Below are 24,823 nucleotides of genomic sequence, written 5' to 3' on the forward strand. Positions count from 1 at the left end.
GAATCAGTTTACAAATAAAAACTCGTGAATAAAACAAAATTTGTTTTTCACGAGTTTTTTTGATGTTTAAAATAAATTGGTGTAAGTAAGGATTTGTTTTTATGACAGATTTAAGTAATTACAATTATTCACCTAGATAGGCAAAGGCTACCTTTTCATCATAAACATGAAAGACTTTTTCAAAGAGAAAACGGCAAACCATTGCTACTACAACTGGGAATACAATCCAGACAATTAGCGCCATCACAATATTAATACTTGCTTTGCCAGCATCTAAGGATGCCAGAGGGCCAACCAGGCCAACGAGACCGAAGCCTGCAGAAGCCGGCGTGCCACTAACATGAAATAATGCTACTGGAATAGCGGAAAGCGCTGCTGTAATTAATGTTGGTAAAACGATAATTGGATGCCTGAAAAGATTGGGCATCATCATTTTCATTGCCCCTAATGCAATTGCAATAGTAACTCCTGATTTATTAGTTCGCCAAGAATGAACGACCAATACCAGTGTCGTTGCCGCGACTCCCATTGCTGCTGCACCTGCAGAGATACCATTTAATTGAATAGCCATTCCAATTGCCACAGTGGATATTGGTGAAATGATTAAAATTGCAAACATACAGGAAATTAAAATACACATTAATATTGGCTGTAAATTAGTAAAGGAATTAATTACTGAACCGAGCCAAGTAGTAATTTTGCTTACATACGGCAAAATCAGCATGCCAATCCAACCAGCTCCACCACCAACAACAATCGGTGCGGCAACAATTTTGACGGAGCCAAAACGTTGACCCACTAATAACAAAAGCCCCACAGCCAAGCCAGCTGTAATCATGGTGTTAATGAGATCACCTGTCCCTGCTGAAACAAAGACGCCTTGAGCTTTAGTAGCAGGGTTCACAATTTGTGGTACGAATTTTGTAACACCAGAGCCAACATAAGCAGAGGCACCTACAATTGCAACGTCCAGTGGGACCATTTTAAATTGAATGGCAATTAACGCCCCAATTAACAAAGGTGTGGCACATTGAAAAATCAGTAATGCCTGGTTAATAGATGCCGTCACCGGATTTTGACCAAAAAGTTTTAAAATTGCACTGACTACTGCATTTGGAATCAAACCCACGATAATTCCCGTTGCAGTCCCTGCCAAAATGTTGTTAAGAAATGTTTTTACTGTTAGTTTGTTAGTATTGGTTGTATCAGCCATATTTGTACTCCTTTAATAAAATAGTGCTTAGGTATACATTGTCAGCAAAATAATTTGTGACAAAATTGAAATATGCTGATTGCTAATTCGCCTCATTGCTTTTTCCTCCTTAAAATTAATTATTAAGTATTTTATCATCTTATTTAAAAAAGTACATAGAAAAATTAAAAATAATTTAATTTTATACTAAGTAATAAAAAAGTATAACTAGATACTCTTGGAGTCTAGTTATACTGCAAAAATGTATTTTATTTTTATAATATCAATGATAGTATCATTAAAATTCTAAAATCAGTCTTTTTAGGGAGAAACTAAGATAACAAAATTGTTACCTGTTTAAAGATTTACAAAACTGGTTTTCACTATTCTTGAGCAAAAAACTTTTCATAATGTACTAAATCCTCTCGAGGAATTTTCGCTATTAATTAAGTCATCTCAAAAAGTGCATTTGTTGCTTTTAAATTTTTTTCTTATTCCTGATTCATTTATATATATTTACCATTCGAGCTAATTACTCGTTTGTACCAGAAGTAGCTGTCTTTTAAGTAACGTTTTCTGCTTCCTTGTCCGTTATCATCAATATCTACATAGACAAAGCCATAACGTTTTGACATTTGTTGAGAAGAACACGAAACGATATCAATCGGTCCCCAAGCACAATAAGCAATTACTTCTGCCCCATCATGTATTGCCCTTCCTACTTGTTCAATATGCATACTCAGATATTCTGAACGATAAGGATCATGTACTTTTTTATCATTTTCCAATTTGTCATAAGCACCTAAGCCATTTTCAGCAATAATAATTGGTTTTTGATAGCGATCATAATATTGAGATAAAGTATTGTATAGTCCTTGAGGATCAATAGCCCAACCCCAACTACTTTGCTTCAAATTCGGATTTTGTAAATTATCTGCTGGCTGCATCTTATTCTTTGTTGAGTCAACCATACGAGAATAGTAATAAGAAATAGCTAAAAAATCCATACGATTTTCGTTAATTAATTTCAATTCATTTTGGGTAATATCAAGTTCAATATTCTTATCATTAAAATAATTTAAAGCAAATTTGGGATATTTACCTCTAAATTGAACATCTGTCACAAAATATTGCATACGATTTTGCTGCATTGCAAGAATAACATCGTCCGGCTTACTACTTGCAGGATAAACAGTACCATCAGCAACCATTGTTCCAATGTGTATATTAGGATTATTCAAAGAACGTGCATAATTTTTTATTTCGGCTCCTGCCACAATTTGATTATGCATTGCTTGATAAAGAGCTTGTTCCTGATTTGGATATTGATCATTAGCTACACCAACTGAAAGCCAAGGCTCTATTTGAACCATATTAATTTGATTAACTACAATCCAATATTTTACACGATCGCCAAACCAATCTAATAAAACTTTGCCAAATTTTACAAAAAGCGGAATAACCTTCTTATTTGGCCAGCCCCCATATTTAAGTGTAATATTTACAGGAGTTTCATAATGATTCATTGTCATAATTGGTTCAATACCCAACTCCAACATATAATCAATCATTTTTGAGTAATGCCTTAGTGCCTTTTCATTAGGCTTTTCATCGTCTCCATTAGGAAAAACTCTTGACCAATCTAGAGAAGTTCTAAAAGTTGTAAACCCTGCATTAGCTAAAAGCTGTAAATCTTCCTTATAAGTATGGTAAAAGTCAATACCAAAACGTTTGGGATAATAGTTTTCACTATCTTGACTGTTTTTCTTAACTTCGTTTAACGTCATCCCTTCTGACTCCGCGGCTTGCAACTCTTCATTTGATAATCCTTGAAGATAGGGTTGCACATCTGAGGAATTTAATCCTTTTCCATCTGCCTGAAAAGCACCGTCTGCTTGACTTGCAGCTTGAGCACCGCCCCATAAAAAGTTTTTGGGAAAGTATGGAAAATTATTTTTTCTCATTCTGATCACCTATACAATGACAATCACGCTTTTCAAATATCTTTATTAAATTATTTGCCAAATTATACTCAGTGTTGATAGTCATCAAAGTATCTTGAGCATGTGTAAATAATACTGAGTATTGTATTGGCTTACCTTCAGCTTCTTCTTGAATTTTTTTGGTTTGCAGACGATGAGCTTTTACTAATTTTTCGTTTGCTTTCTTCATGTTCTCTTTTGCGTTATCGTAATTCGAATTTGCTACATCATCCAGAGCTTTACTGATAAAATCACGGGCATCACCGGCGTTTAAAATAATGTTCATTGTATTTTTAACATTTTCTTCACTAAATTGTTTATTATCTTCCACCTCTATGCCTCACTTTCAGTTTCTTGTTTAACCAAATTTCTGTCATAAACTTTGAAAAATGGATAATAAATTAAACCACCAACGATAAAAAGGATTACTAATAAAATCATAGAGCTGACTGCTGGACTAACAATCCAGGTAACAAAAGGAAATGGAATATACCACATTTGCATTAATGAATGTGGTATAGGAGAAAGACCTGATTTAAACCAAAACGCAGTAATTAAAGGCAAAACAATGCCATTGATCCATAATGGAATCATTAAGTAAGGATTCCAAACTATTGTGCCAAATACAACTGGTTCATTAATATTAAAAATTGTTGGTAAAACACTGGCTTTTCCAAGAGCTTTAAGTCGATTCGACTTTGCCCAAAATAGCATCATTAAGACAAGCGGCATTGTACATCCAATACCACCAATCCAAGGAAAACTAAAAATAAGCTCACTAGTGAATATATGTTTAGCTGCATGTCCCAAAGAGTATGCACTTGCATTGGCAGCTATACCAGCCAGCATTACTGGCTTATCAATTCCAGATAATACCCAGCTGGAAATTCCCATTGAATAAATAAAACACTGTAAAAATAAATAAAATGTAAAACCCCACCAAGTATCTAAAGATGTCGCTATAGGTGAAAAAATAGCTACAATTAAGCGATAAAGATTAAAGTGCAAAATATCCGTAAGCAACCAACCTGTTGCTATTACAACAGCAATAGGCAACATTGAATCAAACCAAGCTGTCACAAAATCTGGCATTGAAGTATCATCACTAAAGAAACTAAACTTAGCAAATAGTTCCATAATCAAAGCAACAAAAACACCAACAACTAAGGCAACAAACATCCCTCCTGCACCGAGTTCTGAAAATTGGTATGAAATTACATTACCAGTTTTATCCCATGAAGGGTTAGCAAGCATCAGAAAAAGTGCAACTGAGGATAGGCCTGCTATAATTCTTTGCTTATTGATCTTTTTAAATTCCATGAAATTAAATGGGACTAAAAAGGCAACAAAAATTGAGGTCAAGCCAAAAGTGAAACTATTAATTGGCGAAAGATTTGGCCACCATTTCCAAAAGTTTGTCGGTATATTTAATAAAGTAATTAGTGAACCGACAAAGATAAATGGTAAAACTTCCAAAATAGAATTTTTGATAGTGATAATCCATTGATTATTAGCAACTTTTTGTGCCTTAGGAGCAAATTTTGTATTTAAAAAGGTCATGAAGCCATTCATTCTTAAATTTTCCTTCTTTCTTTATTGTTCTAATTCTTTTTTCAAATGATCTACTGCACCCTTACCATCAAGGATTGCATAATATTCTGGCTTCATTAAGATTACTTTTACCTGTGAAGGTACTCTTTCTTTTATTGCATTAAATTCTGCTTTTAAGTGAGGTCCAACCATTAGTGCATCAATATCGTTAGCATAATCAGATAATTCTGCTTCGCTTCTTGCTTGAATTTTAAAATCCAAACCTGCTTTTTTTGCAGCTTTACGCATGTTTGCTGCCATAAAGCCAGAAGATGCTCCGGAACCACAAATTAATAGAACATTTTTAGTCATTGCTTTTTCCTTTCAAGTATTTTTTAGTAATATTTCTTGACTATTTTTTAAACATACTTTTACTTTGTTTTATGTAAATGGTTTTTTCACTTTTTCTCCTCAAAACAGAAAACGACTTTTCTACCAAAGCCATGGTAAAAAAGCCGTTTTAAAAACAGAAATTAATGTTTTAAATGCTGATTTATCCATAGTTCGGAATTTACGGTTCCGAGTAGAAACTGTCGTCCGTATTACGACAATATATAGATATCTATATCTCCTGTATTTTAGCAAAGCTTTATTTTAAGTGCAAGATCGCCAAAAATAGAAAAAGGGAATATTTTAGCAAATATTCCCTTAATAGTTCATTTTTAATTTTGGTATTTATTTTTGATTTTATTTCAATTTCTTCTCAAGTCTGAATAAGTTTAAATAACTAAGCAAAATTATCACACTGACAAATGTCAAAAATAAAAATGCTTCTTGACTGCCTTGGGCCGTAAGTGCTGCATAATTACCAGGTCTTTTTTGCCAAGATGAAATAATAGCTGCCATTACTGTTGTTCCCATTGATCCGGCATACTGTTGACCAGTTTGAAAAACTGCGGTCGCATCGGTATGCAATTCTTCTGGTTGTAATTTCGATGCTTCAGCCATAGTATTGTTAAACGCCATCTGGCGACCGATAATCATAATGCCATAAAAAACACCAACCATGAATGTACTGATTTTCAAACTAAACAAAGAAAAAAGCAAACAGGCCGTTAAGCAGAATATTGTTCCAGTAAGTAGTGGCAATGGTGCACCCTTTTTATCATAAACATGACCAAACCAAGGGTTTAAAATACCACTGATAATACAACCCGGAAGTAAAACCAAGCCTCCGATTAAAGAACTGGCATGATTAACAATTTGCACATAATTTGGTATCGCAAAGCTGGTGCCAATATTGATAAACTGCAATAGTAGATAAGATATCATGGCAAAAATAAAGGGTTTGTTTTTGAAAATGTTCAAGTTAATCAGCTTCTTTTTGCTAGACCGTGACAATTTTATAAATGCGTATACCAAAATTGCCACGATAATCATGCTGAGCCAAAAACCGATATCTGTAAAACCATTGCTAATTCTATTAAAACCTAAGTTAAAAATTACCATTGCACTAGCAATAACAATATAACTTAGCCAGTCAAAACTCGGATGTTTTTTCTCATGGTATTGTTCAATTACGAATAAACCCAAAATCATAATAAATACAGCAATCACCGCTACAATTTCAAAAATTAAGGGCCAGCCAAAATAGTAAACAACTGTACCGCCAAATGTAGGGCCTAAAGATGGTGCAAGAATAATGACTAAACCAGTCAAGCCCATATAGAAGCCCCATTTTTCTTGCGGCATTAGTTCTACAACCATATTAAACATTAATGGTATTGATAATCCTGCTCCGATTGAAGAAATTATCCGACCTGCAAGTAAGATCCAGAAATTAGAGGCAAAAGCAGCTACAATTGAACCGGCAATGAATGCAATTGCGGCAGTTAAAAACAGTTGCCTTGCTGAAAAACGGTCGTTTAAATAAGAGCTTGCAACCATAATTACAGAAATTGTTAGTAAATACCCTGTTGTCGTCCACTGGACTAATCCTAAACCAATGTGAAATTGTTTCATCAATGTGGGAAAAGTAACGTTTAAACTTGTTTCTGTCAAAATGGAAACAAAAGCCATTAAAGCACAACTGATAATTGCCAAAACCCGCTTGGGTGTTTCTTTCTTTTCCGCCATAAAATTAAATCTCCTTAATAAAAAAGGCTAAAAGCCAAAAACTTTTACCCTTTCCATAATGGTTAATATGAATAAATACAATGTACAGGATGATATGTCTTTTTCTGATATAAACATAACTCATGTAAAGTAAGCATATATTTATCTTAATCTTATTTTAAAAAAGTTTCAATAATTAAAAATTATTTTTCCTGCTTAAATCTATTTGCTAGGTCATCGTGTAGTTCTTCGTAACCCGGTTTATTAAGCAAACCAAACATATTGCGCTTGTATTCTTCAACACCAGGTTGATTGAATGGATTAATGCCATTAACATAGCCAGAAACTGCAATTGCCAGTTCAAAGAAGTAAATTAAGTAACCTAAAGTGTGTTCCGTTTGATCAGGAATATTAACTGTCATAACAGGAACACCACCATCAGTGTGAGCAAGAACTACTCCTTCATAGGCACGTTCATTTACAAAGTTTAAGCTTTTACCAGATAAGAAATTCAATTGGTCTAAATTACGATCGTCAGAAGGAATTTTGACATCATTTGCCGGATTCTCGACTCTAATAACTGTTTCGAAAAGATTTCTGCGGCCTTCTTGAATATATTGACCCAATGAGTGCAAATCAGTCGTAAAGTTGGCACTGGCTGGCCAAATACCTTTATTATCCTTTCCTTCTGATTCTCCCATTAATTGTTTGCACCATTCACTAAACATTCTTAAAGTTGGTTCATAGTTTTCAACAATTTCAGTGGTGTAGCCTTTGCGATAAAGAATATTACGCAAAGCAGCATATTGATAAGGAGTCGCGTTACTTAAATCTGTATTGGTATACTCTGCTCTGGCATCAGCAGCGCCTTTCATTAATTGGTCAATATCGGCACCAGAAACTGCAATCGGCAACAGACCAACAGCTGACAGTACGCTGTAACGTCCACCAATATCATCTGGCACAACAAATTCTTCATAACCTTCAGCATCTGCTTCAGTTTTTAAAGCACCTTTAACGCGATCAGTGGTAGCAAAAATTCTATTCTTAGCCTCATCTGCGCCATACTTTTCAATTAATTTATCTTTAAAAATGCGAAAAGCAACAGCTGGTTCAGTGGTGGTACCGGATTTAGAAATAACATTAACACTAAAGTCCTTGTCACCAAGCCATTCAATCAGATCATGTAAATACGAGCCTGATAAGGAGTTGCCGCAGAATACAACAGTAGGATATTTTTCTTTACCCTTGCCATAGAATGCACCATTTAGAAACTCAATAGCTGCCTGAGCGCCTAAATATGAACCGCCAATACCGATACAAACTAAGACTTCAGAGTCACTTTGAATCTTTTGGGCTGCTTTTTTGATTCTGGCAAATTCCTCTTTGTCATAATTAACCGGCAAATCAACCCAGCCCAGAAAATCATTGCCTGCCCCAGAACCATCTCTCAGTTCTTTGTCGGCAACATTAACTAAAGCTTGCATCTCGCCTAGTTCATTATCGTGAACAAATGGTGTCAGTTTTGTACCATCAAATTTAATTAAACTCATAATCACGCTCTCCTTACTGAATTAAATATGTATTTCACAAGAACATTTTAGCAATCTTATTTTACAAATACCAGTGCTTTTAGTTAGTTTTATGGGTCCTTCTCCTGATTATCATTACAAGCCAATAGCAGAAATAGCCAATTACCGTTCCGCAACTGTTAAAGAACACATCATCAATATCTGTAACTCCAGTTTCCAGTAAAAACTGCATCCCTTCAATAAAAACTGAAAAAATGATACCAGCGAAAACAACACGCCAAAAGGTTTGTTTTTTGGAAAAAACAAATGGTGATAAAAATCCAAATGGAATAAAGCACAGGATGTTACCCAAAGAATTGTATACAAAGTCTAGCCTGCTGGGGGCATGATACATTTTCCAGGTTTCCCTCAAAAAGACAAAATTTATTTCGTTTAAAGGCCTGTGCAGATTAAGGGTCAGGTTCCAGGGAAAATAAGTGTTACGAAAAGTAGTTAACATCAGCACTAAAATTAAATAAAAAGCAAATAACCATACTGACGCTTCAGATTTAATTGTACGCCGACTCCTAATAGTCATTAGCCAGATTAAGCGTATTACCATAAAAAACAGGAAATAAAAGATAGTTTTATCAAGTGCCAGTACAATCAACTTAATCAAAGCAAAATGATTGATTTTAGTAGCGTAAAGTTGCGAAAGCAGGTTATATAGTGGTCCTAAAAATATCATTCTGATTCAATTCCTAAAATATAGTTCATTTAAATTATACTCAAGTTTCTGCAATTAATTATTAAAAAAGGTCTAACAAAACAGAAAAGATTGTCTAAAAGGACAGAAACTTTTAAAATAGTCTGATAAGGGAGAGTTCATTTTGAATAAAAAAAATCTGACTAACTTCATTCAGACTCGTATAGGCTTTTTCTGCCTTCTGGTTGTTTTATTTGCGCTCAAGTACATTTTTGCAGCCTACCATGATTTCAATTTGGGTATTTCAGATCCTTATCAACATATTATCATGTGGTTAAGTCCTGTTGGTAGTGCAATTTTATTAATAAGCATCGGATTATATTTTTCCAAGCCTGTCATTTCATATTGCGCAATGGTCCTGCTTGATGTAGCAAATTCTGGCCTGTTATTCGCCAATGTTCTTTATTATCGGCAATTTTCCGATTTTATTACCGTAAAGACTATTACTAATGCTGGAAAAGTTGCTCCTGGTCTAGGAAAAAGTGCAGTCGCATTGCTTCAACCTTCTGACTTGTTATTGTGGCTTGACCTTATCATCATAATCATATTACTGATTGCTCACAAAATCAGAATTGATCAAAAATCCTTTGGCCTTCTTACACCATTTGCTGTTACTTCAGTTGGTGCTTTAATTTTAGTGCTGAATGTCTTTTTGGCTGAATCTTCTAGACCACGCTTGTTAGGTACCACATTCGATCGTTCATACATTGTTAAATATCTTGGTATTGATACCTACACGGTTTATGATGCTGTTAAAAATGAACAAACAGAGCAGGTAAATAAAAATGCCAATACAGCTGACTTAAATAAGATTTTGGCTTATACTCAAAAAAACAAATTACCAGTAAATACAGAATATTTTGGTAAAGAAAAAGGCAAAAATGTAATAATAATCCATTTAGAAAGCTTTCAACAGTTTTTAATTGATTTAAAAATTAATGGTAAGGAAGTTACTCCCTATCTCAATTCACTTTATCACAATAAACATACATTAAGTTTTGCCAATTTTTACCACCAGGTTGGAATTGGCCGCACCAGTGACGCAGAAAACATGCTGGAAACCAGCACTTATGGTATTTCTGACGGGTCTTTATTCACTGCCATGGGCAGTTCAAATACTTTTCAGGCTGCTCCTCAAATTTTGCGTCAACATGGCAACTACACTTCAGCCGTATTTCATGGCAATGTCGGTACTTTTTGGAACCGTGATGATGTTTATAAAAACATGGGTTATAACTATTTCTTTGACCAAAATTACTTTAGTCATGATAAAAATGACCATATTGGCTATGGCATCAAAGATAAAATTATGTTTGCTGAAAGCATCAAATATTTAGAAAGGATGCAGCAGCCTTTTTATACTAAATTTATTACCGTTACAAATCATACTCCCTTTGACATGGATGAAGAGGATCTGGATCCGAGCTTTAAAACCAGTGATACGTCAGACAATTCAATTAACAATTATTTTGAAACTGCTCATTATCTGGATCAATCTATTCGCGAGTTTTTCAATTACTTGAAGAAATCAGGTTTGATTAAAAATACCATGGTTGTAATCTATGGCGACCATTACGGATTAACTAATTCTGAAAACGAAACTTTGGCACCAATTGTAGGTGAAAGTTCTGATACTTGGAATGCTTATAATAATGTCCAGATGCAACGTGTACCTTTCATGATTCATGCTCCAAATTTAAAGGGAAAAATCAAACAGGAAGTCGCAGGCGAAATAGATGTTTTGCCGACTTTGCTCCATCTTCTGGGAGTTTCAAATCGCAATTATATTCAGTTTGGCAGTGATCTGCTAGCGCCAAAATATCGCCCCTGGCTTATTTTTAGAAACGGCACTATTGTTAGTCAAAAATATATTATTATTGGTGGTAAAGGCTTAAAAGGCGTTGTTTACGACCGCCAAAGCGGCAAGCAGATCATTAATTTTACTGAACAGGAAAAATATGAAATCACAAAATTGGCCAAAGAAGGCAAGAAGTCACTGAAATACTCTGACTTGTTAAATAATCATAATTTGTTACGTTTTTACACTCCGAGCGGGTTTAAGCCTGTCGAACCCACACAGTTTGACTATTTAACCAATTACAAACAGATGGAAGACATCAGACAACAATTAAGAAACAAATCAACAGCACTGATAAGCAAGCAGCGTAGATCTACTACCAGACTATACAAAACAGATGCTACAGAGCTTAAGGGTCATGAAGAAGAAATCACAACAATTCCGGAATCTGTTTCTGGCAATCATTTAACTGAAAAGCATATTAAGCCTAGTAAAAATCGTAAAAAGTCATATAATTAAGAAATAATCATTATTTTTTAATTTTGGAGGTTAAGATGAAATATTTCATAATTGTTGTGCTGATTTTGCTTTTATTATTTTCTATGTGCCGTGTTGTCCCGCAAAACAATGAAGGTTTAATAGAAACATTGGGAAAATATTCCAGAACAGTAAAAGCTGGTTTAGTAATAATCATCCCCGTAATACAGAGGTTACGCAAAGTTTCCCTAGCAATGTTTCCGGCAGAAATTTCGAAGTATTCAATTATCACCAAAGACAACGCAGAAATTACTACCAGCTTAACCTTAAATTACTTGGTAACTGATTCCTATAAGTATTTTTACAATAATACCGACTCGGTAAAGTCAATGGTGGAACTAATCCGTGGTCATTTAAGAGATATTATTGGACGGATGGATCTAAATGATGCTCTAGGCTCAACAAGTAGCATTAATAGTCAGCTGTCCGATGCTATTGGTGATTTAACGGACATTTATGGCATTCGTGTAGTCAGGGTCAACATTGATGAGCTTTTGCCCAGCACTGAAATTCAAAAAGCTATGGACAAGCAGTTAACTGCCGATCGTGAAAAAATAGCAGCTATTGAAAAAGCTGAAGGTGAAGCTAAAAATATTGAACTGACTACAAAAGCCAAAAACGATGCTTTAATTGCAACCGCTAAAGCTAAGGCGGAAGCTGTTAAAACAGAAGCAGATGCTGAAGCATATCGGATAGATCAGTTGCAAGCCAGCCTGGCTAAAGCAAGTGACGGCTATTTTAAAAATCAGAGTTTGGACAGTTTTAATAATTTAGCTAAAGGACCTAACAACTTAATCGTAGTTAATAAAGACGACCTTACCAGCCTGGGAACCATTCCAGCAATGGCAAAGGTCTGGCATGAGGCAACAAAAGATAGCGAATAAATTCTAAGCAGCAAAAAATCATTTCCAAACTCGGAAATGATTTTTTAGTTTTCGAGATATTGTTCATATCCACGATCAAATAAAATAATTGTAAATTCAGCTCCATGATTTATTTCTGACTGCACAGTTATTTTGCCACCATGTTGTTTGATCAAAGAAGAAACTATCGACAGTCCTAAGCCATATTCTCCTCTTCCTGAGCGGCTACGAGACGGATCGGCTTTAAAATATCTTTCAAAAACATATTTAATTTGTTGTTGATTCATCCCAATCCCATTATCTTCAACAATAATAGTTGTTGCATGAGCCACCCGATAGCCGCTTATTTGAATTTCGCCATCAGAAGTGAACTGAATTGCGTTCTGGACCAAATTGACCATTATTTGAGTAAAGCGATCTTTATCAGCATAAATTGGTAAATCTCTTGGTGCATTGATAGTAATAGTATCATTGACCTTAGCAGCATTTTGTTTAAGCTGCATTGTCACATCATCTAGCGTTTTTCTAGCATTAAAGGTGGTCTTAACTAAGTTTATTTGATTATTACGAATTTTTTCATAATCCAAATTTTCATTAACTAATCTGATCAGACGCTTAGTTTCCCTATTCATCAGGTCAATGGATTTAGGCTTTGCTTTATCAGGAATAGCATCATATTGCAAGCCCTCTAAAATACCATTAATGGTAGTCAGAGGCGTACGCATTTCATGAGCTGCATCAGCCATAAATTGATCACGCCTTTTTTCCTGCTCCTTAACCTCTTGGTTTGATTTCTTTAAAGCGCGAACCATCTGGTTGAAGTTATCAGCAAGCTGGGTTATCTCATCATTGCCACTGTAATTTGTTTGGACGTCAAAATCTCCAGCAGCAACTTTCTTAGTAGCTCGTGACAGCTTTTTTATTCTGTCAGTTGCATAAAAAGAAAGAATAAAGCTAAGCATCAAGCCCACAATTATTGCCGAAACAAGAGCACTAAATAAATTTTGCTTGGCTATAGTCACTGGCTTTTCAACCTTGGCAACTCGGACACCTAACCAAATCGCCCCGATAAATTTACCTTTGTCTTTCCATGGTAAAAGAACGCCGGTACAAGCATCTTTTTTATGCCCTAAGCTGGAAAGAGCCTCATTATTATTTTTGATATGAAGCTTCTTTCCCTGTTTTAATTGCATAACGCGCTTTGAAGTTAGGCGTATGTCTTCATTTTTCTCAGGATAGATTTGAGTACCATGCTTGTCAAAAACACTAAGATAAACCCTATCGCTATGAAGAACGAATTCCAATTTATGCAAAAATTTGGGGTTTAACATGGCTGAGCCATTTTTTTCATCGCTTGCGGCTAAAGTACCTAAAGCTGAGGCAAAATCCTCCATTCTCTGATAATTATATTCATATGATTGTTTAGTTGCATTATTTATTTCAGAAAAACCGATTATTGATACCGTAGTAAGAATGATTAGTAAAAAACTAAGCATATGCTGATAAATTAACTTCATGTTAAAACCTACGAATCATCAAATTTATAGCCAACGCCCCAAACGGTTTGGATGACATTTGCACCTACTTTTTCCAATTTTTGGCGCAGTTTTTTAATATGTGCATCCACGGTGCGATCTTCACCATAATAATCATAACCCCAGACAGACTCTAATAATTGTTCACGAGAAAATACTTGTTTGGGCTTCTGTGCCATAGTATAGAGTAAATCAAACTCTTTAGGTGTAATATTTTCAACATATTGACCATCATAAAGCACCTCACGCCGACTTTTAGAAATTTTGATGTGATCAGTTTCAACATCAAATTTTTCAGTATTTTTTACCGCTTTCGTTTGTTCCTGCTTATCATCAATTCTAATCCTACGTTGTAAAGCCTTAATGCGGGCTATTAAAGCTAATGGACTAAATGGTTTAGACACATAGTCATCAGCACCAGCATTAAATCCTTGAATCTGCTCTTCCTCACTACTTCTAGCAGTCAACATGATAATTGGTATGGTAGGTGAAATTGCACAAACTTCTTTAGCAACTTCTATGCCATCTTTTTTTGGCAAGTTAAGATCTAATGTTATTAAATCATACTGATCTGGATTTTTAGCAAACATTTTAACGGCTTGTTCTCCATCAGTTGCAATATCCGTGGTCCATCCTTCTTTTTCAAAGAACATCTCCATCATTTCTGCAACTGACTGATCATCCTCGACCATTAAAATTTTCAGTTTCATTTCCGGTCCCTAAATCCTTTTGTTCTCTCCTTTTTTACTTTGTCAGGGTCTATGTAATCTGCTGGCAGTTCATGACGCTTTTGCAAAAAGCTTTTTAAACTTTTCTCTGTAGCCATGATTGGAAAGATAATGAAAAGATAAAATGTCAGCAGCCAAAGTAAAAAATATCGATCCCATTTAAGTAAATGGATTCCAATCCCCAATACTAATTGGATTAAACCAAATATAATAAAATAGTAACTTGCTTTGTGTTGAGCAAATTTGAAACTAGCTTTATTAACTTGGGCCAAGTAGGAATAATAACTATAAAATGGACGTGGTCTTTTTGGAGGCGATATCAGCCATAACAGTCCAACTACCATAATAATCGAACCGCACGCAATATAAATCATTCTCTTTTCCTTTCCACCTTAAGAATTAATCCTGATTACCAGGAGTAGAAATAACCATTTTCATATTACCTGAAAATTTAAATTCCTTAATATTATTCGGAATTATCATATTTGTGCCAATAGATAAATTAAAAGTCTTGTTTTCACACTCAATTGTACCTGAACCATTAATAATTGTTACTAATAAGAAAGGATGCCCATTTAAGCCAGTATTCCACTGTCCATTTAAATCTATTTGCCACAGATAAAAATGAGGAGACAATGGTGGCTCCACCAAGGTTTTAATGATGGCATCTTGATTTCTTCTAGATGTTATTTTAAGTTTAGGATCCACATGAGGTACTTGAGTGACGTCAATTGACTTCTGCGTGTGCAGCTCCCTTTTTTTACCAGTCTTTTGATCTACACGATCATAATCATATAAACGGTAGGTAACATCACTTGACTGCTGCGTTTCAATGACTAAAATCCCTTTAGTCAAAGCATGTATCGTTCCCGAAGGGACATAGAAAAAGTCTCCGGCTTTGACAGGAACCTTGCGCAACAATTTTTCCCACTCGCCCTTGTGAATCATATCCGCAAGTTCAGAACGTGTTTTAGCAGTATGACCATATATTAGATATGAGCCTGGATCTGCCTGTAAAACATACCAGCTTTCTGTTTTTCCACTGTCATTTTCTACTTTGCGGGCATAATCATCGTTGGGATGAACCTGTACAGATAGATTATCATTGGCATCCAGAAATTTTACGAGAAGTGGAAACTCCTTACTCTTGGGGTTACCAAACAGTTCCGGATTTTCATAATACACTGTACGTAAACTCTGTCCTTTAAAGTCACCATTTGTAATAGTTGAAGCATCATCCTTATAACCGGAAATAACCCAAGCTTCACCTACTTTACCATCTGGTATATCGTAATTAAAAATGGTTTTTAATTTGCGTCCACCCCAAATTTTGGGTCTAAAATATGGGGTAAGAAAAAATGGTTCCATTATGATCACCTCACTATTAGTTTAAGCTTTTAAACTATAAATTTAAAACTATTTTTTCAAATATGAAAACAATTGTTATTATTTTAAGAGTTAATATCCTTATAAAATACTTATAATAAATAATCTCGTTTATTTTAATATATTGCTTTAAAAAGGCCAAAGAAAAAGCCTGTCAGATTGATTTGACAGGCTTTTTAAATGGGGAATAATTTACTACTATTTTTAATGTTTTCTGCTACTTTCTCTTACTCTTTAATCCCTCCAGTCTTGATTCTGCAATCTCATGTTCCAACTCGTTTTCATATTTTTCTCTTTGAGCTTTATCCCAGCCATAATAATCAGACATGTGTTTAATCACGCCATTCTTTATTTGGTCTAATGTATCACTCTTGAATAAAATATGATAAGTACGTCTTAATAGATAGTCAACTGGTGTTAATGTCATTTCCTCTGCCAGCGAGTAATCAAGAGCTGCAGTTTCACCAATACTCAATCCTTCTTCTGGTTTGATTGTTTGGGCATAATCGTAAATTTGCTCCGCCTGAGAGCCAAATAAGTTTGCAATCTCTTTTGCATCGTCAGCTGCAAGGCCGGCAGCCACACCATCTTTAGCAATGCGAGCAAGTTCTGCTTCTGCATTGTCAGAATCAAAATCGCCACCAGCAACTTTAATTTCAGCTGAATCTTGCAACGTAAAGTTTTTAGAAAACTCATCATGAAACTTTTGCTGGATTTTCTTCATTGCACCATTGGCCATGATGCGGTAATCTGTCAGCTTACCGCCGGCTAAGGTGATCAATCCATCTTCTGCTTCGGTTAACGAACTACCACGTGATACTGCAGATGGTGCTGAAGTACTATCAGAAACGCTGGCACCTGTTGCCGCATCTGCAGCCTCGTTACCCTCAACTTCAACTTCAATCAGGGGCCGTACGCCAGCCCAGCTGGCTTCAATATCGTTAATTGTTAAATGAGCCGCAGGATACTTTTTATTAATGATATTTAACAAGTAATCTACATCGCTTTGTTCAACTGTTGGATGAGCATAATCACCAGAAAAGTCAGTATCTGTAGTACCAAAGTAAGTTTTGCCTTCTCTAGGAATGGTAAAAATCATTCGGCCATCAGCCGTACCAGAACCAAAATATGTTGGCTGTGGCACGGTCAAACGGGATTGGTCAACTACCAGGTGGACACCTTTTGTAGGACGCAAACGTGGTTTCTTGTAAACTTCTTTATCTTCTTGTCTTACCAAGTCTGACCAAGGTCCTGAAGTGTTAATAACAACATCAGCATGAATATCAAATTCTTCACCAGTTAAATTGTCGTGAACCCGCACACCATTAACTTGTTTTTGATCATTATGCAAAATTGCTACACATTTTAAGCGACTAACAGCCAGACAACCTAATTCATGCGCTTTTTTAACATTTTCTACTACTAAGCGGGAATCGTTATTTTGGTAATCCAAGTAAACACCTGCACCTTGCAGGTTAGCACTATTTAATTGTGGTTCTCGTTTTAATGTTTCTTCCTTATCCATCATGTAGTTGGCATATTTAATTAAAGGTGAGTCTCCTTCAATACCTGCTAAATGATCATAAAGATCCATTGCCACTTTTACCGAGAACATAGTAAATGTTGTCCCCGGTTCGTCATAAATTGGCAAAATCATAGGATCAGGTTGGGTCATATGCGGAGCAATATGCTGGATAACAGCACGCTCCTTGACTGTATCAGAAACGACTTGGACATCAAAAGTCTTCAGGTAGCGAATACCACCGTGTACAAGTCTGGTAGACCTTGATGATGTGCCTCCACCAAAGTCTTGCATATCAATCAAGCCTGTCTTCATTTTAGCCGCACTGGCCTGAAGAGCCACACCTGCTCCGGTAATGCCGCCACCGATAACCAGCAAATCTAATTTTTCATTTTTTAAACGTTCAATTTCTTCTTTTCTGGTTTCAATTGAAAACGCCATGATTTAGCCTCTTTCTTTTTAATAAAAATTTCTAATTATTTTTCTGATATGGCTTATATGAAAAGCTCTGAGCAGCTTTAACAGCTGATTTCCAGCCTTCATAAAGGTGATCTCTTTCTGCACTGCTCATTTGCGGTTTAAAGGTTTTACCTACTTTTTGAATTTTCTTGATTTCATCAAAGTCCTTCCAAAAGCCAATAGCTAAACCAGCTAGAAAAGCTGCACCTAATGCCGTTGTCTCGAGGTTGGCAGCACGCTCAATTTCGATACCCAAGATATCAGCTTGGAACTGCATTAAATAGTCATTATTGGCAGCACCGCCATCGACCTTTAATTTAGGAATTTTAATTTTAGTATCTTCATGCATCGTGTCAATAACGTCACGGCTTTCATAAGCTAGAGACTGCAAAGTAGCTTTGGTAAAGTCATCACTGGTTGTGCCCCGAGTCAGACCGAAAACAGCTCCACGGACATTAGAATCCCAGTAAGGAGCACCTAAGCCGGTAAATGCAGGGACAACGAAAACCTCATTATTGTCTTTTGAGCGCTTGGCAGCTTCTTCTGATTGAGGAGCATCGTCAATAATTCCTAGTTGATCACGCAGCCACTGAATAGCAGAACCAGCTACATAAATACTACCTTCCAAAGCATAATTTACTTTGCCGTTGATGCCATAAGCCACAGTAGTTAACAAATTATTAGCTGAAAATTTAGGCTTTTCACCAGTATTCATAACGGTGAACGCACCAGTGCCATAGGTGTTTTTAACCATTCCCGGCTCAAAGGCCAACTGTCCAAACAAGGCTGATTGCTGGTCACCTGCCATGCCGGCAATTGGTACTTGACTGCCATAAAAGTGAAATTCAGCTGTAGTACCATAAATCTCGGAGTTAGACCGAATTTCAGGCAAAATTTTTCTTGGAATGCTTAATAACTTAAGAATTTCATCATCCCAATCAAGTTTGGTAATATTAAACAGCATTGTCCGACTGGCGTTCGTATAATCTGTCACATGAACCTTGCCGCCAGTCAATTTCCATACCAGCCACGAATCAATGGTACCAAATAATAATTCGCCGTTTTCTGCACGTTCCTGAGCTCCTGGAACATGATCAAGAATCCAGCGAATTTTGGTAGCTGAAAAGTAGGCATCAGGAATTAATCCCGTTTTTTCATGAATCATATCTGAATAGCCATCAGCAATAATTTTATCGGCAATATCCGAAGTCTGACGCGATTGCCAGACAATAGCATGGTATATCGGCAAGCCGGTCTTCTTATCCCAGATAACGGTCGTTTCACGCTGATTTGTGATACCGATAGCTGCTATTTGGTTAGGTTTAATCCCTGAGTTAATAAATGAATTGGCAATTGTGGACAAAACTGAGTTCCAAATTTCATTGGCATCATGTTCTACCCAGCCAGGTTTAGGAAAATATTGATTAAACTCTTTCCGTGAGTCAATTACTTTTTTACCAGAATGGTCCAAAATAATTGCTCTTGTACTAGTAGTACCCTCATCAATCGCTAAAATATATTTTTCAGCCATTATACTTTCTCCTTTTTAGTCTTAAAACTAATTTAGTAAAGGTAACTGTCGTTACAAATTCAATTTTACCCTCGCTTTTTGGGAAGCGCTAACATATAATGATGATAACTTATTAGTTAAAGTTATAAGCAAAAGGACATAATGTGATGAAATACAGTTTATTAACATATAAGTACTTTATTGACGTCGTTGAAACTCAAGGTTTTACCCCCGCCGCTAAGAGAAATTTTGTCTCCCAAACAGCAATTAGCAATGCAATTAAAAATTTAGAAAAAGACCTGGGCGTTCAACTGATTGATCGGTCAACTTCTCATTTCAAAGTCACTTTGGCCGGAATTAATTTGTACCATTGTGCAGTGCCAGTGTTAAATAAATACTATGAATTTAGCGAAAAAATCAGTCAATTGAATAATTCTTTTCAAACGTTAAGAATACATTACTTACACGCTTTTGATTATTGGGCTGTTGAACTAGCACATTCTCTTGCAAAAAATAATCCTGATTTACAATTACAACTCGATACTGAAAATTTTGCCGCTAGCATCCCTAAACTTGATGCAGGCGATTATGACGTATTGATTGGATTTTCCACTGCCGTCAGTAAAATTAAAAATATCCATGTTAGAAAAGTTGGAACTGCCAATTTTGGCATTTTATTGAATAAGAATTCTTTTGATTCTAACGAAAAGTTTAAAAAAGACCTACTAAAAAAGCAGCCCCTTTTTTTACAAAAATGGACTGCTACTGATAATAACGACGTACAAACAAAAATTAAAAATATTCTGGAAAAAATGAATATCAGTTATGACCAAATAATTTACTTAGACAGTTTCGATGCCGCTCTAGCCAACGTTGTGTTAGATCACGGTATGGCAATTTATCCGGAGGAATTGCCCTTGCCAAAAATATATGATAGTTATGTTACTTTTTTACCAAACTTGCCTAAACTAAAATACGATGTTGTTGCGATATATAAAAATCCAGCTATTTTTAATATATTAGACCGCTCTTTATCAGTAGATTAAGTAATTTATTTTATATCATATATCATATAGTTATTATTCTTATTAACGAAGTTAGAAATAATACTTTTTATTGCAGAATTATTTTCGTTCTTGTTAAAATACCTGAGATAGAGATAAAGTTTTATAAAAAACAAAAGCAACTTGCTGATATTTTTGCAGGTTGCTAGTTTTATAACTTTATTCACTAAAAAGTATTTGACCAATGTCTTGTTTCAAATTATTAACTGAAAAGTTTTTATTTTTAACTCTTTTATTTTTTTGCGGCAAAGCAACAATAACTATTGGATCTTTATCTTTTGCCTTAATTTTATTCAAATTCATATTAACAAGAATATCTCCGTGTTTTACTTGCTGTCCTTTTTTTACTTTTACTTCGAAAGGTTCACCATTTAAGTCAACAGTGTCAATTCCCAGATGAAGTAAGATTTCAGTACCATCTTTGGTTTTTAACCCTAAAGCGTGCTTACTTTTTGCAATCATTGTTACCTCACCAGTAACAGGACTATAAATCTCCTCACTTTCTGGTATAACAGCAAAACCATCTCCGAGCATACCTTTTGAAAACATGTCATCTTTTACATTACTTAAAGGGATAATTTTTCCTTTAACTGGTAAATATATATTATTTGTAGCCTTTCGTTGGCCTCGTTTGCTAAAAAATAATGTTAAGCCAAAAGACAATAAAGCTGATAAACAAAGAACTAATATTGCAACCCATAGGTTCATATCCATTTGTCCATTATTTGCATGTATAAAAGTTGGTAAAGCTGCTATTCCAGGCGAAACAATTGCATATTGTTTTAATCCCAAAAATCCTGCTAAAATCCCAACTAAGCCTGAAGCAGCCATTGTGCTTAAAAATGCAATTTTATTTTTAATTAAGATACCAAATAATGCCGGTTCCGTTATACCCATTAAACCTGTCAGGCCAGAAGAGAGGCCTAACTGTTTTTCTTTACTATTATTACTATATACAGCTACAGCCAAAGCTGATGCACCAACTGCTACATTAGCAGCTAACATACCAGGAAGAATAAAGGCATCATATCCAGTAGTTGAAACGGCTGCAATACAAATTGGAAATAAGGCCTGATTGGTACCAGTCATAACAAGGAATGGAGTGATCGCTGCAATGATTCCGACAGAAAACCAGCCAAATTTTAAATTGATAAATTTTAAAATATTAGCAATAATAGAACCAATTTGAAATCCCAGAGGACCTAACCATAATAAAGTTATTGGAACAACAATTAGCATTGTAACTAACGGGTTTACGAAAAATTTAATACTTTTCGGAACTACCTTTTCCAAAACTAGGTCAACCAATTTCATAAAGATAATGCCCAACAAAACAGGAATTACAGAGGTATTATATTGTATTTGTGGAATAGGTAATCCCAAAAAGCTCAAACCTTTTGCCGAATCAATGGTTTTATATACTAAAACAGCACCTAAAAATCCACCCATCATAGGATTCAGATTTAATTTCCGGGCTGCACTGTACCCCAAATAAAGAGGTAAAAAGAAATAGCCTGCTTGATAAATAGCAAATAAAACTGTGTAAGTCCCACTCTTTGTACTTAAACCAAAAAATGATGTTCCAATATTTAAAACTGCGGAAATCAATCCAGCAGCAACTAAAACTCCTAGTATTGGTACAAAAGTACCTGATATAAAGTCAATTATAGTATGCCCAAGATTTGACCACGAAAAATTAGTATTTTTTATATTATCTGTTTTTTCATGGCTTTGGTGATCTGTTTTATCATTAGTACCATTAATCTTAATAATTTCGTTATAAACGTTTGCTACGTCTGTTCCGATAACTACTTGATATTCTTTTCCGTGATTTACAGTGCCTGCCACCTGTTCTATATTTTTAATTGCTGTATCATTTATATTTTGAACATTATGAACACGTATACGTAGTCTCGTAGCACAATGATTTATATTTTCAATATTTTTACTTCCTCCAACATTGTCATAAATTTGTTGCGCCAAACTTTTATAGCTGAGCATGTTATTCACCCCAATCTTCTCCATTTGACTTAACTAACTTTGAATACCAGTAATATGAATCCTTAGGTATTCTTCTAAAATTAAGTTTCTTTTCATCGGTAGTGTTAACATAAACAAAGCCATATCGTTTTGACATGCCATTACCTGTACTTAGCACATCTAAAAAAGTCCAAGGATTATATCCAAACACTTTACAGCCATCTTGTATTGCTAAACCAACTTGTTTAATTTGTTCGCGCAAAAAGGTTATTCTTTCTGGATCGTGAACTTTTCCATCATCACTTACTTTTTCATGTTCTCCATAACCATTTTCAGTAATAATCATTGGTAATTGATAGTGATCCCAAACATAGCGCAACATATATCTTAAAGAAACAGGATCTTTTTCCCAATCCCAATCCGTATACTCGACATATGGATTTCTTACCAATTGATATAGACCAGGAACTTTGGGGAATATTAATCCGCCCTTTTTACCGGTTTTATTGAGTATATATGCTTGAGATGTATCATTTTGAGAACAATATTTTGCCGTGTTTGAACGATAGCAATTTAAACCAAAATAGTCTATTTTAGCTTGTTTTATTAAATCCATGTCTCCAGGACGAATATCTGGGTCAATTTGATATTGTTTCCAATAGTTTTTTATAAAACCGTTGTATTCTCTATGCACATAAAGATCATTCCAAACTTTTTCTGTTAGTTCTTCGGCATTCATAGCGGCAATTTGATCTTGCGGATTACATGAATATGGATAAATAGGAACATATCCAGGAACAGGTCCAATTTTGCCATCAGGGACTAATTCATGACAAGCAATAACTGCTTTAGCGTGACACAAATTCATAACATGATTAACTTTCCATTTGTCTTTAAACCATGTGTCTGGATGTTTATCTATACCCAACCAATCACCGTAGCAAATTTGCATATTTTGTTCATTAATTGAAAGCCAATATTTGACACGATCGCCAAATTCAGAGAAAAGCGTTCTGGCATATTTATCAAATTCTTTTATTATCCCTCTGCCATACCAGCCGTCATATTCTTGGTCTATCCATACTGGCATATCATAGTGATAAATGGTAACAATTGGTGTAATATTATATCTCAATAACTCATTAATTAAATCATTATAGAAATTTATTCCTTGCTGATTCAATTTACCATCTTTAGTTGGATAAATTCTAGACCAAGATATTGAGAATCTATAGGATGTTAGACCTGCTTCAGCCATCAAGCGTATATCTTCCTTATAGTGGTGATAATGATCAGAAGCATATGTGTCATCGGCATAGGGCTTTTTCTTTCTTGAGTTTAAATCCATTAAAGATAAAGTCTTTCCGTCTTCTTCAACTGCTCCTTCAATTTGCCATGAGGATGATGACCCTCCCCATAAAAATCCTTTTGGAAATATCGGTTTTTCAATGTACTCTTTCATATCTATCTTCCTCTCTTCCTCATCTATCCAAATTATAGATTTGACTCGGAAGCAAGGCGCATCAGCATTTGAACCCTATTTATCTGTAGGGTTCAAAAAAAGATTCCTGTAATTATTAGCCAAAATTGCAAGGAAGTAAGGGACACCAAACTCTCTGTATATTTGAGCATTAGCAGTTTGATCAACATGACTCATAAAATATACGTACGTAAATTTGTTTGTAAATTCTTTAAGTCTATTACAGGTTATTAAAATTGATTTAGAGGGACAGCTATGAACATAATCCCCAATCTTTTCTGCGTATTTTCCTGTAACAGAGATAGAAAATATTAAATCTGTTTTTTGAAAATTTTCTTTTATTTTTAAAAATTGTGTTTTCGTTGTTATTGGAAAAACTATTTTTCCGCACCTTGCTAATTCAATTTGAAACTCCTTAGAAACATTATTTTCAGTATTTTCCGCGAGTATATAGAATTTAGAAGAATTTTTTATTCTTTCACTTATTCTACCCACTTCGTCAGTATTCATTCGATTGTCCAACTCTCGTATAATTGCAAGAATTTCTGAGGTTAAGTTTTTTCTGTATGCAGAATCAGTAACTACATCCCCCATAGAATTATTTTCAATCATTGCTTTTTTTAAATTAAAGAAGTTTTCAAAACCAATTCGCTGACAATATCTTCTGATGCTGGATCGAGATACGTTGCATTTCTCAGCTATTGTATAAATATTAAAGTTTTTTGCTTCATAATAATGGCTAATAAAATACTCAGCTAAAATTGTATCTATATCGCTAGAATCAACACTGATAGTTTTTGTCAAATTTCCTAAAATATTTGCTTGGACTGGATTCATTTAATATCCCTTCTTATTCTCTGAAGAA

The 24,823-nt window shown here is 35.0% G+C and carries 20 protein-coding genes and 1 riboswitch; of the genes, 3 read left to right on the forward strand and 17 right to left on the reverse strand.

The window, feature by feature from the left end; genetic code table 11:
* Positions 1-124: 124 nt before the first annotated feature.
* From H3U49_RS02830 to H3U49_RS02865, 8 genes are all read right to left on the reverse strand, one after another.
* Positions 125-1,213, reverse strand: coding sequence for a PTS sugar transporter subunit IIC (locus H3U49_RS02830; protein WP_198179454.1), 1,089 nt, complete (start codon positions 1,211-1,213; stop codon positions 125-127).
* A 485-nt stretch (positions 1,214-1,698) separates the two neighbouring features.
* Positions 1,699-3,156, reverse strand: coding sequence for a glycoside hydrolase family 1 protein (locus H3U49_RS02835; protein WP_198179456.1), 1,458 nt, complete (start codon positions 3,154-3,156; stop codon positions 1,699-1,701).
* Entirely contained in the window at positions 3,143-3,505 is a 363-nt protein-coding gene (locus H3U49_RS02840) for a PTS lactose/cellobiose transporter subunit IIA (protein WP_370567277.1), read from the reverse strand. Before H3U49_RS02840 ends, H3U49_RS02835 begins: the two co-directional genes overlap by 14 nt.
* A gap of 2 nt (positions 3,506-3,507) precedes the next feature.
* Positions 3,508-4,746, reverse strand: coding sequence for a PTS sugar transporter subunit IIC (locus tag H3U49_RS02845; protein WP_198179458.1), 1,239 nt, complete (start codon positions 4,744-4,746; stop codon positions 3,508-3,510).
* Between the two features lie 21 nt (positions 4,747-4,767).
* The gene (locus H3U49_RS02850) at positions 4,768-5,076 is read right to left on the reverse strand and encodes a PTS sugar transporter subunit IIB (RefSeq protein ID WP_198179460.1); all 309 of its coding nucleotides are present in this window, start codon (positions 5,074-5,076) and stop codon (positions 4,768-4,770) included.
* Between the two features lie 168 nt (positions 5,077-5,244).
* A riboswitch (purine riboswitch) is annotated at positions 5,245-5,342 on the reverse strand.
* Positions 5,343-5,451: 109 nt separating this feature from the next.
* Positions 5,452-6,840, reverse strand: a complete 1,389-nt coding sequence (locus tag H3U49_RS02855; protein WP_198179462.1) for an MFS transporter — start codon at positions 6,838-6,840, stop codon at positions 5,452-5,454.
* 182 nt (positions 6,841-7,022) lie between these two features.
* On the reverse strand, positions 7,023-8,372 hold the full coding sequence (locus H3U49_RS02860) for a glucose-6-phosphate isomerase (RefSeq protein WP_198179464.1): 1,350 nt from the start codon (positions 8,370-8,372) through the stop codon (positions 7,023-7,025).
* Between the two features lie 79 nt (positions 8,373-8,451).
* Positions 8,452-9,078 (reverse strand): VanZ family protein, encoded by a 627-nt coding sequence (locus H3U49_RS02865; RefSeq protein WP_198179466.1) that lies wholly within the window; start codon positions 9,076-9,078, stop codon positions 8,452-8,454.
* Between the two features lie 142 nt (positions 9,079-9,220).
* Here H3U49_RS02865 and H3U49_RS02870 point away from each other — a divergent pair, with 142 nt between their 5' ends.
* Together H3U49_RS02870 and H3U49_RS02875 are read left to right on the forward strand one after the other, a co-directional pair.
* Positions 9,221-11,413 (forward strand): LTA synthase family protein, encoded by a 2,193-nt coding sequence (locus H3U49_RS02870; protein ID WP_198179468.1) that lies wholly within the window; start codon positions 9,221-9,223, stop codon positions 11,411-11,413.
* A 35-nt stretch (positions 11,414-11,448) separates the two neighbouring features.
* Positions 11,449-12,315, forward strand: a complete 867-nt coding sequence (locus tag H3U49_RS02875; protein WP_198179470.1) for an SPFH domain-containing protein — start codon at positions 11,449-11,451, stop codon at positions 12,313-12,315.
* A gap of 44 nt (positions 12,316-12,359) precedes the next feature.
* On the opposite strand, the gene H3U49_RS02880 is transcribed toward H3U49_RS02875, so the two are convergent.
* From H3U49_RS02880 to glpK, 6 genes are all read right to left on the reverse strand, one after another.
* Positions 12,360-13,811 carry a HAMP domain-containing sensor histidine kinase gene (locus H3U49_RS02880; protein WP_198179472.1) on the reverse strand — a complete coding sequence of 484 codons (1,452 nt, stop codon included), beginning with the start codon at positions 13,809-13,811 and terminating at the stop codon, positions 12,360-12,362.
* Positions 13,812-13,819: 8 nt separating this feature from the next.
* Positions 13,820-14,539 (reverse strand): response regulator transcription factor, encoded by a 720-nt coding sequence (locus H3U49_RS02885; RefSeq protein ID WP_198179474.1) that lies wholly within the window; start codon positions 14,537-14,539, stop codon positions 13,820-13,822.
* Positions 14,536-14,931: an SdpI family protein gene (locus H3U49_RS02890; RefSeq protein WP_045927923.1), complete on the reverse strand. Its 396-nt coding sequence runs from the start codon at positions 14,929-14,931 to the stop codon at positions 14,536-14,538. Before H3U49_RS02890 ends, H3U49_RS02885 begins: the two co-directional genes overlap by 4 nt.
* 25 nt (positions 14,932-14,956) lie before the next feature.
* Positions 14,957-15,925: a mannose-6-phosphate isomerase, class I gene (manA, locus tag H3U49_RS02895; RefSeq protein ID WP_198179476.1), complete on the reverse strand. Its 969-nt coding sequence runs from the start codon at positions 15,923-15,925 to the stop codon at positions 14,957-14,959.
* Between the two features lie 235 nt (positions 15,926-16,160).
* Complete coding sequence (locus H3U49_RS02900) at positions 16,161-17,906, reverse strand: FAD-dependent oxidoreductase (RefSeq protein ID WP_198179478.1); 1,746 nt, start codon at positions 17,904-17,906, stop codon at positions 16,161-16,163.
* A 31-nt stretch (positions 17,907-17,937) separates the two neighbouring features.
* Complete coding sequence (gene glpK / locus H3U49_RS02905; RefSeq protein WP_198179480.1) at positions 17,938-19,455, reverse strand: glycerol kinase GlpK; 1,518 nt, start codon at positions 19,453-19,455, stop codon at positions 17,938-17,940.
* Positions 19,456-19,601: 146 nt separating this feature from the next.
* Here glpK and H3U49_RS02910 point away from each other — a divergent pair, with 146 nt between their 5' ends.
* Positions 19,602-20,480, forward strand: a complete 879-nt coding sequence (locus H3U49_RS02910; RefSeq protein WP_198179482.1) for a LysR family transcriptional regulator — start codon at positions 19,602-19,604, stop codon at positions 20,478-20,480.
* A gap of 177 nt (positions 20,481-20,657) precedes the next feature.
* Here H3U49_RS02910 and H3U49_RS02915 read toward each other — a convergent pair whose 3' ends face one another.
* From H3U49_RS02915 to H3U49_RS02925, 3 genes are all read right to left on the reverse strand, one after another.
* Positions 20,658-22,499 carry a glucose PTS transporter subunit IIA gene (locus H3U49_RS02915; protein ID WP_198179484.1) on the reverse strand — a complete coding sequence of 614 codons (1,842 nt, stop codon included), beginning with the start codon at positions 22,497-22,499 and terminating at the stop codon, positions 20,658-20,660.
* A gap of 1 nt (position 22,500) precedes the next feature.
* The gene (locus H3U49_RS02920) at positions 22,501-23,940 is read right to left on the reverse strand and encodes a glycoside hydrolase family 1 protein (RefSeq protein ID WP_198179486.1); all 1,440 of its coding nucleotides are present in this window, start codon (positions 23,938-23,940) and stop codon (positions 22,501-22,503) included.
* Positions 23,941-24,015: 75 nt separating this feature from the next.
* The gene (locus H3U49_RS02925; protein ID WP_198179488.1) at positions 24,016-24,795 is read right to left on the reverse strand and encodes a MurR/RpiR family transcriptional regulator; all 780 of its coding nucleotides are present in this window, start codon (positions 24,793-24,795) and stop codon (positions 24,016-24,018) included.
* Positions 24,796-24,823: the final 28 nt, after the last annotated feature.

The sequence above is a fragment of the Lactobacillus sp. W8174 genome, assembly GCF_016100975.1.
Classification (GTDB): Bacteria; Bacillota; Bacilli; order Lactobacillales; family Lactobacillaceae; genus Lactobacillus; species Lactobacillus juensis.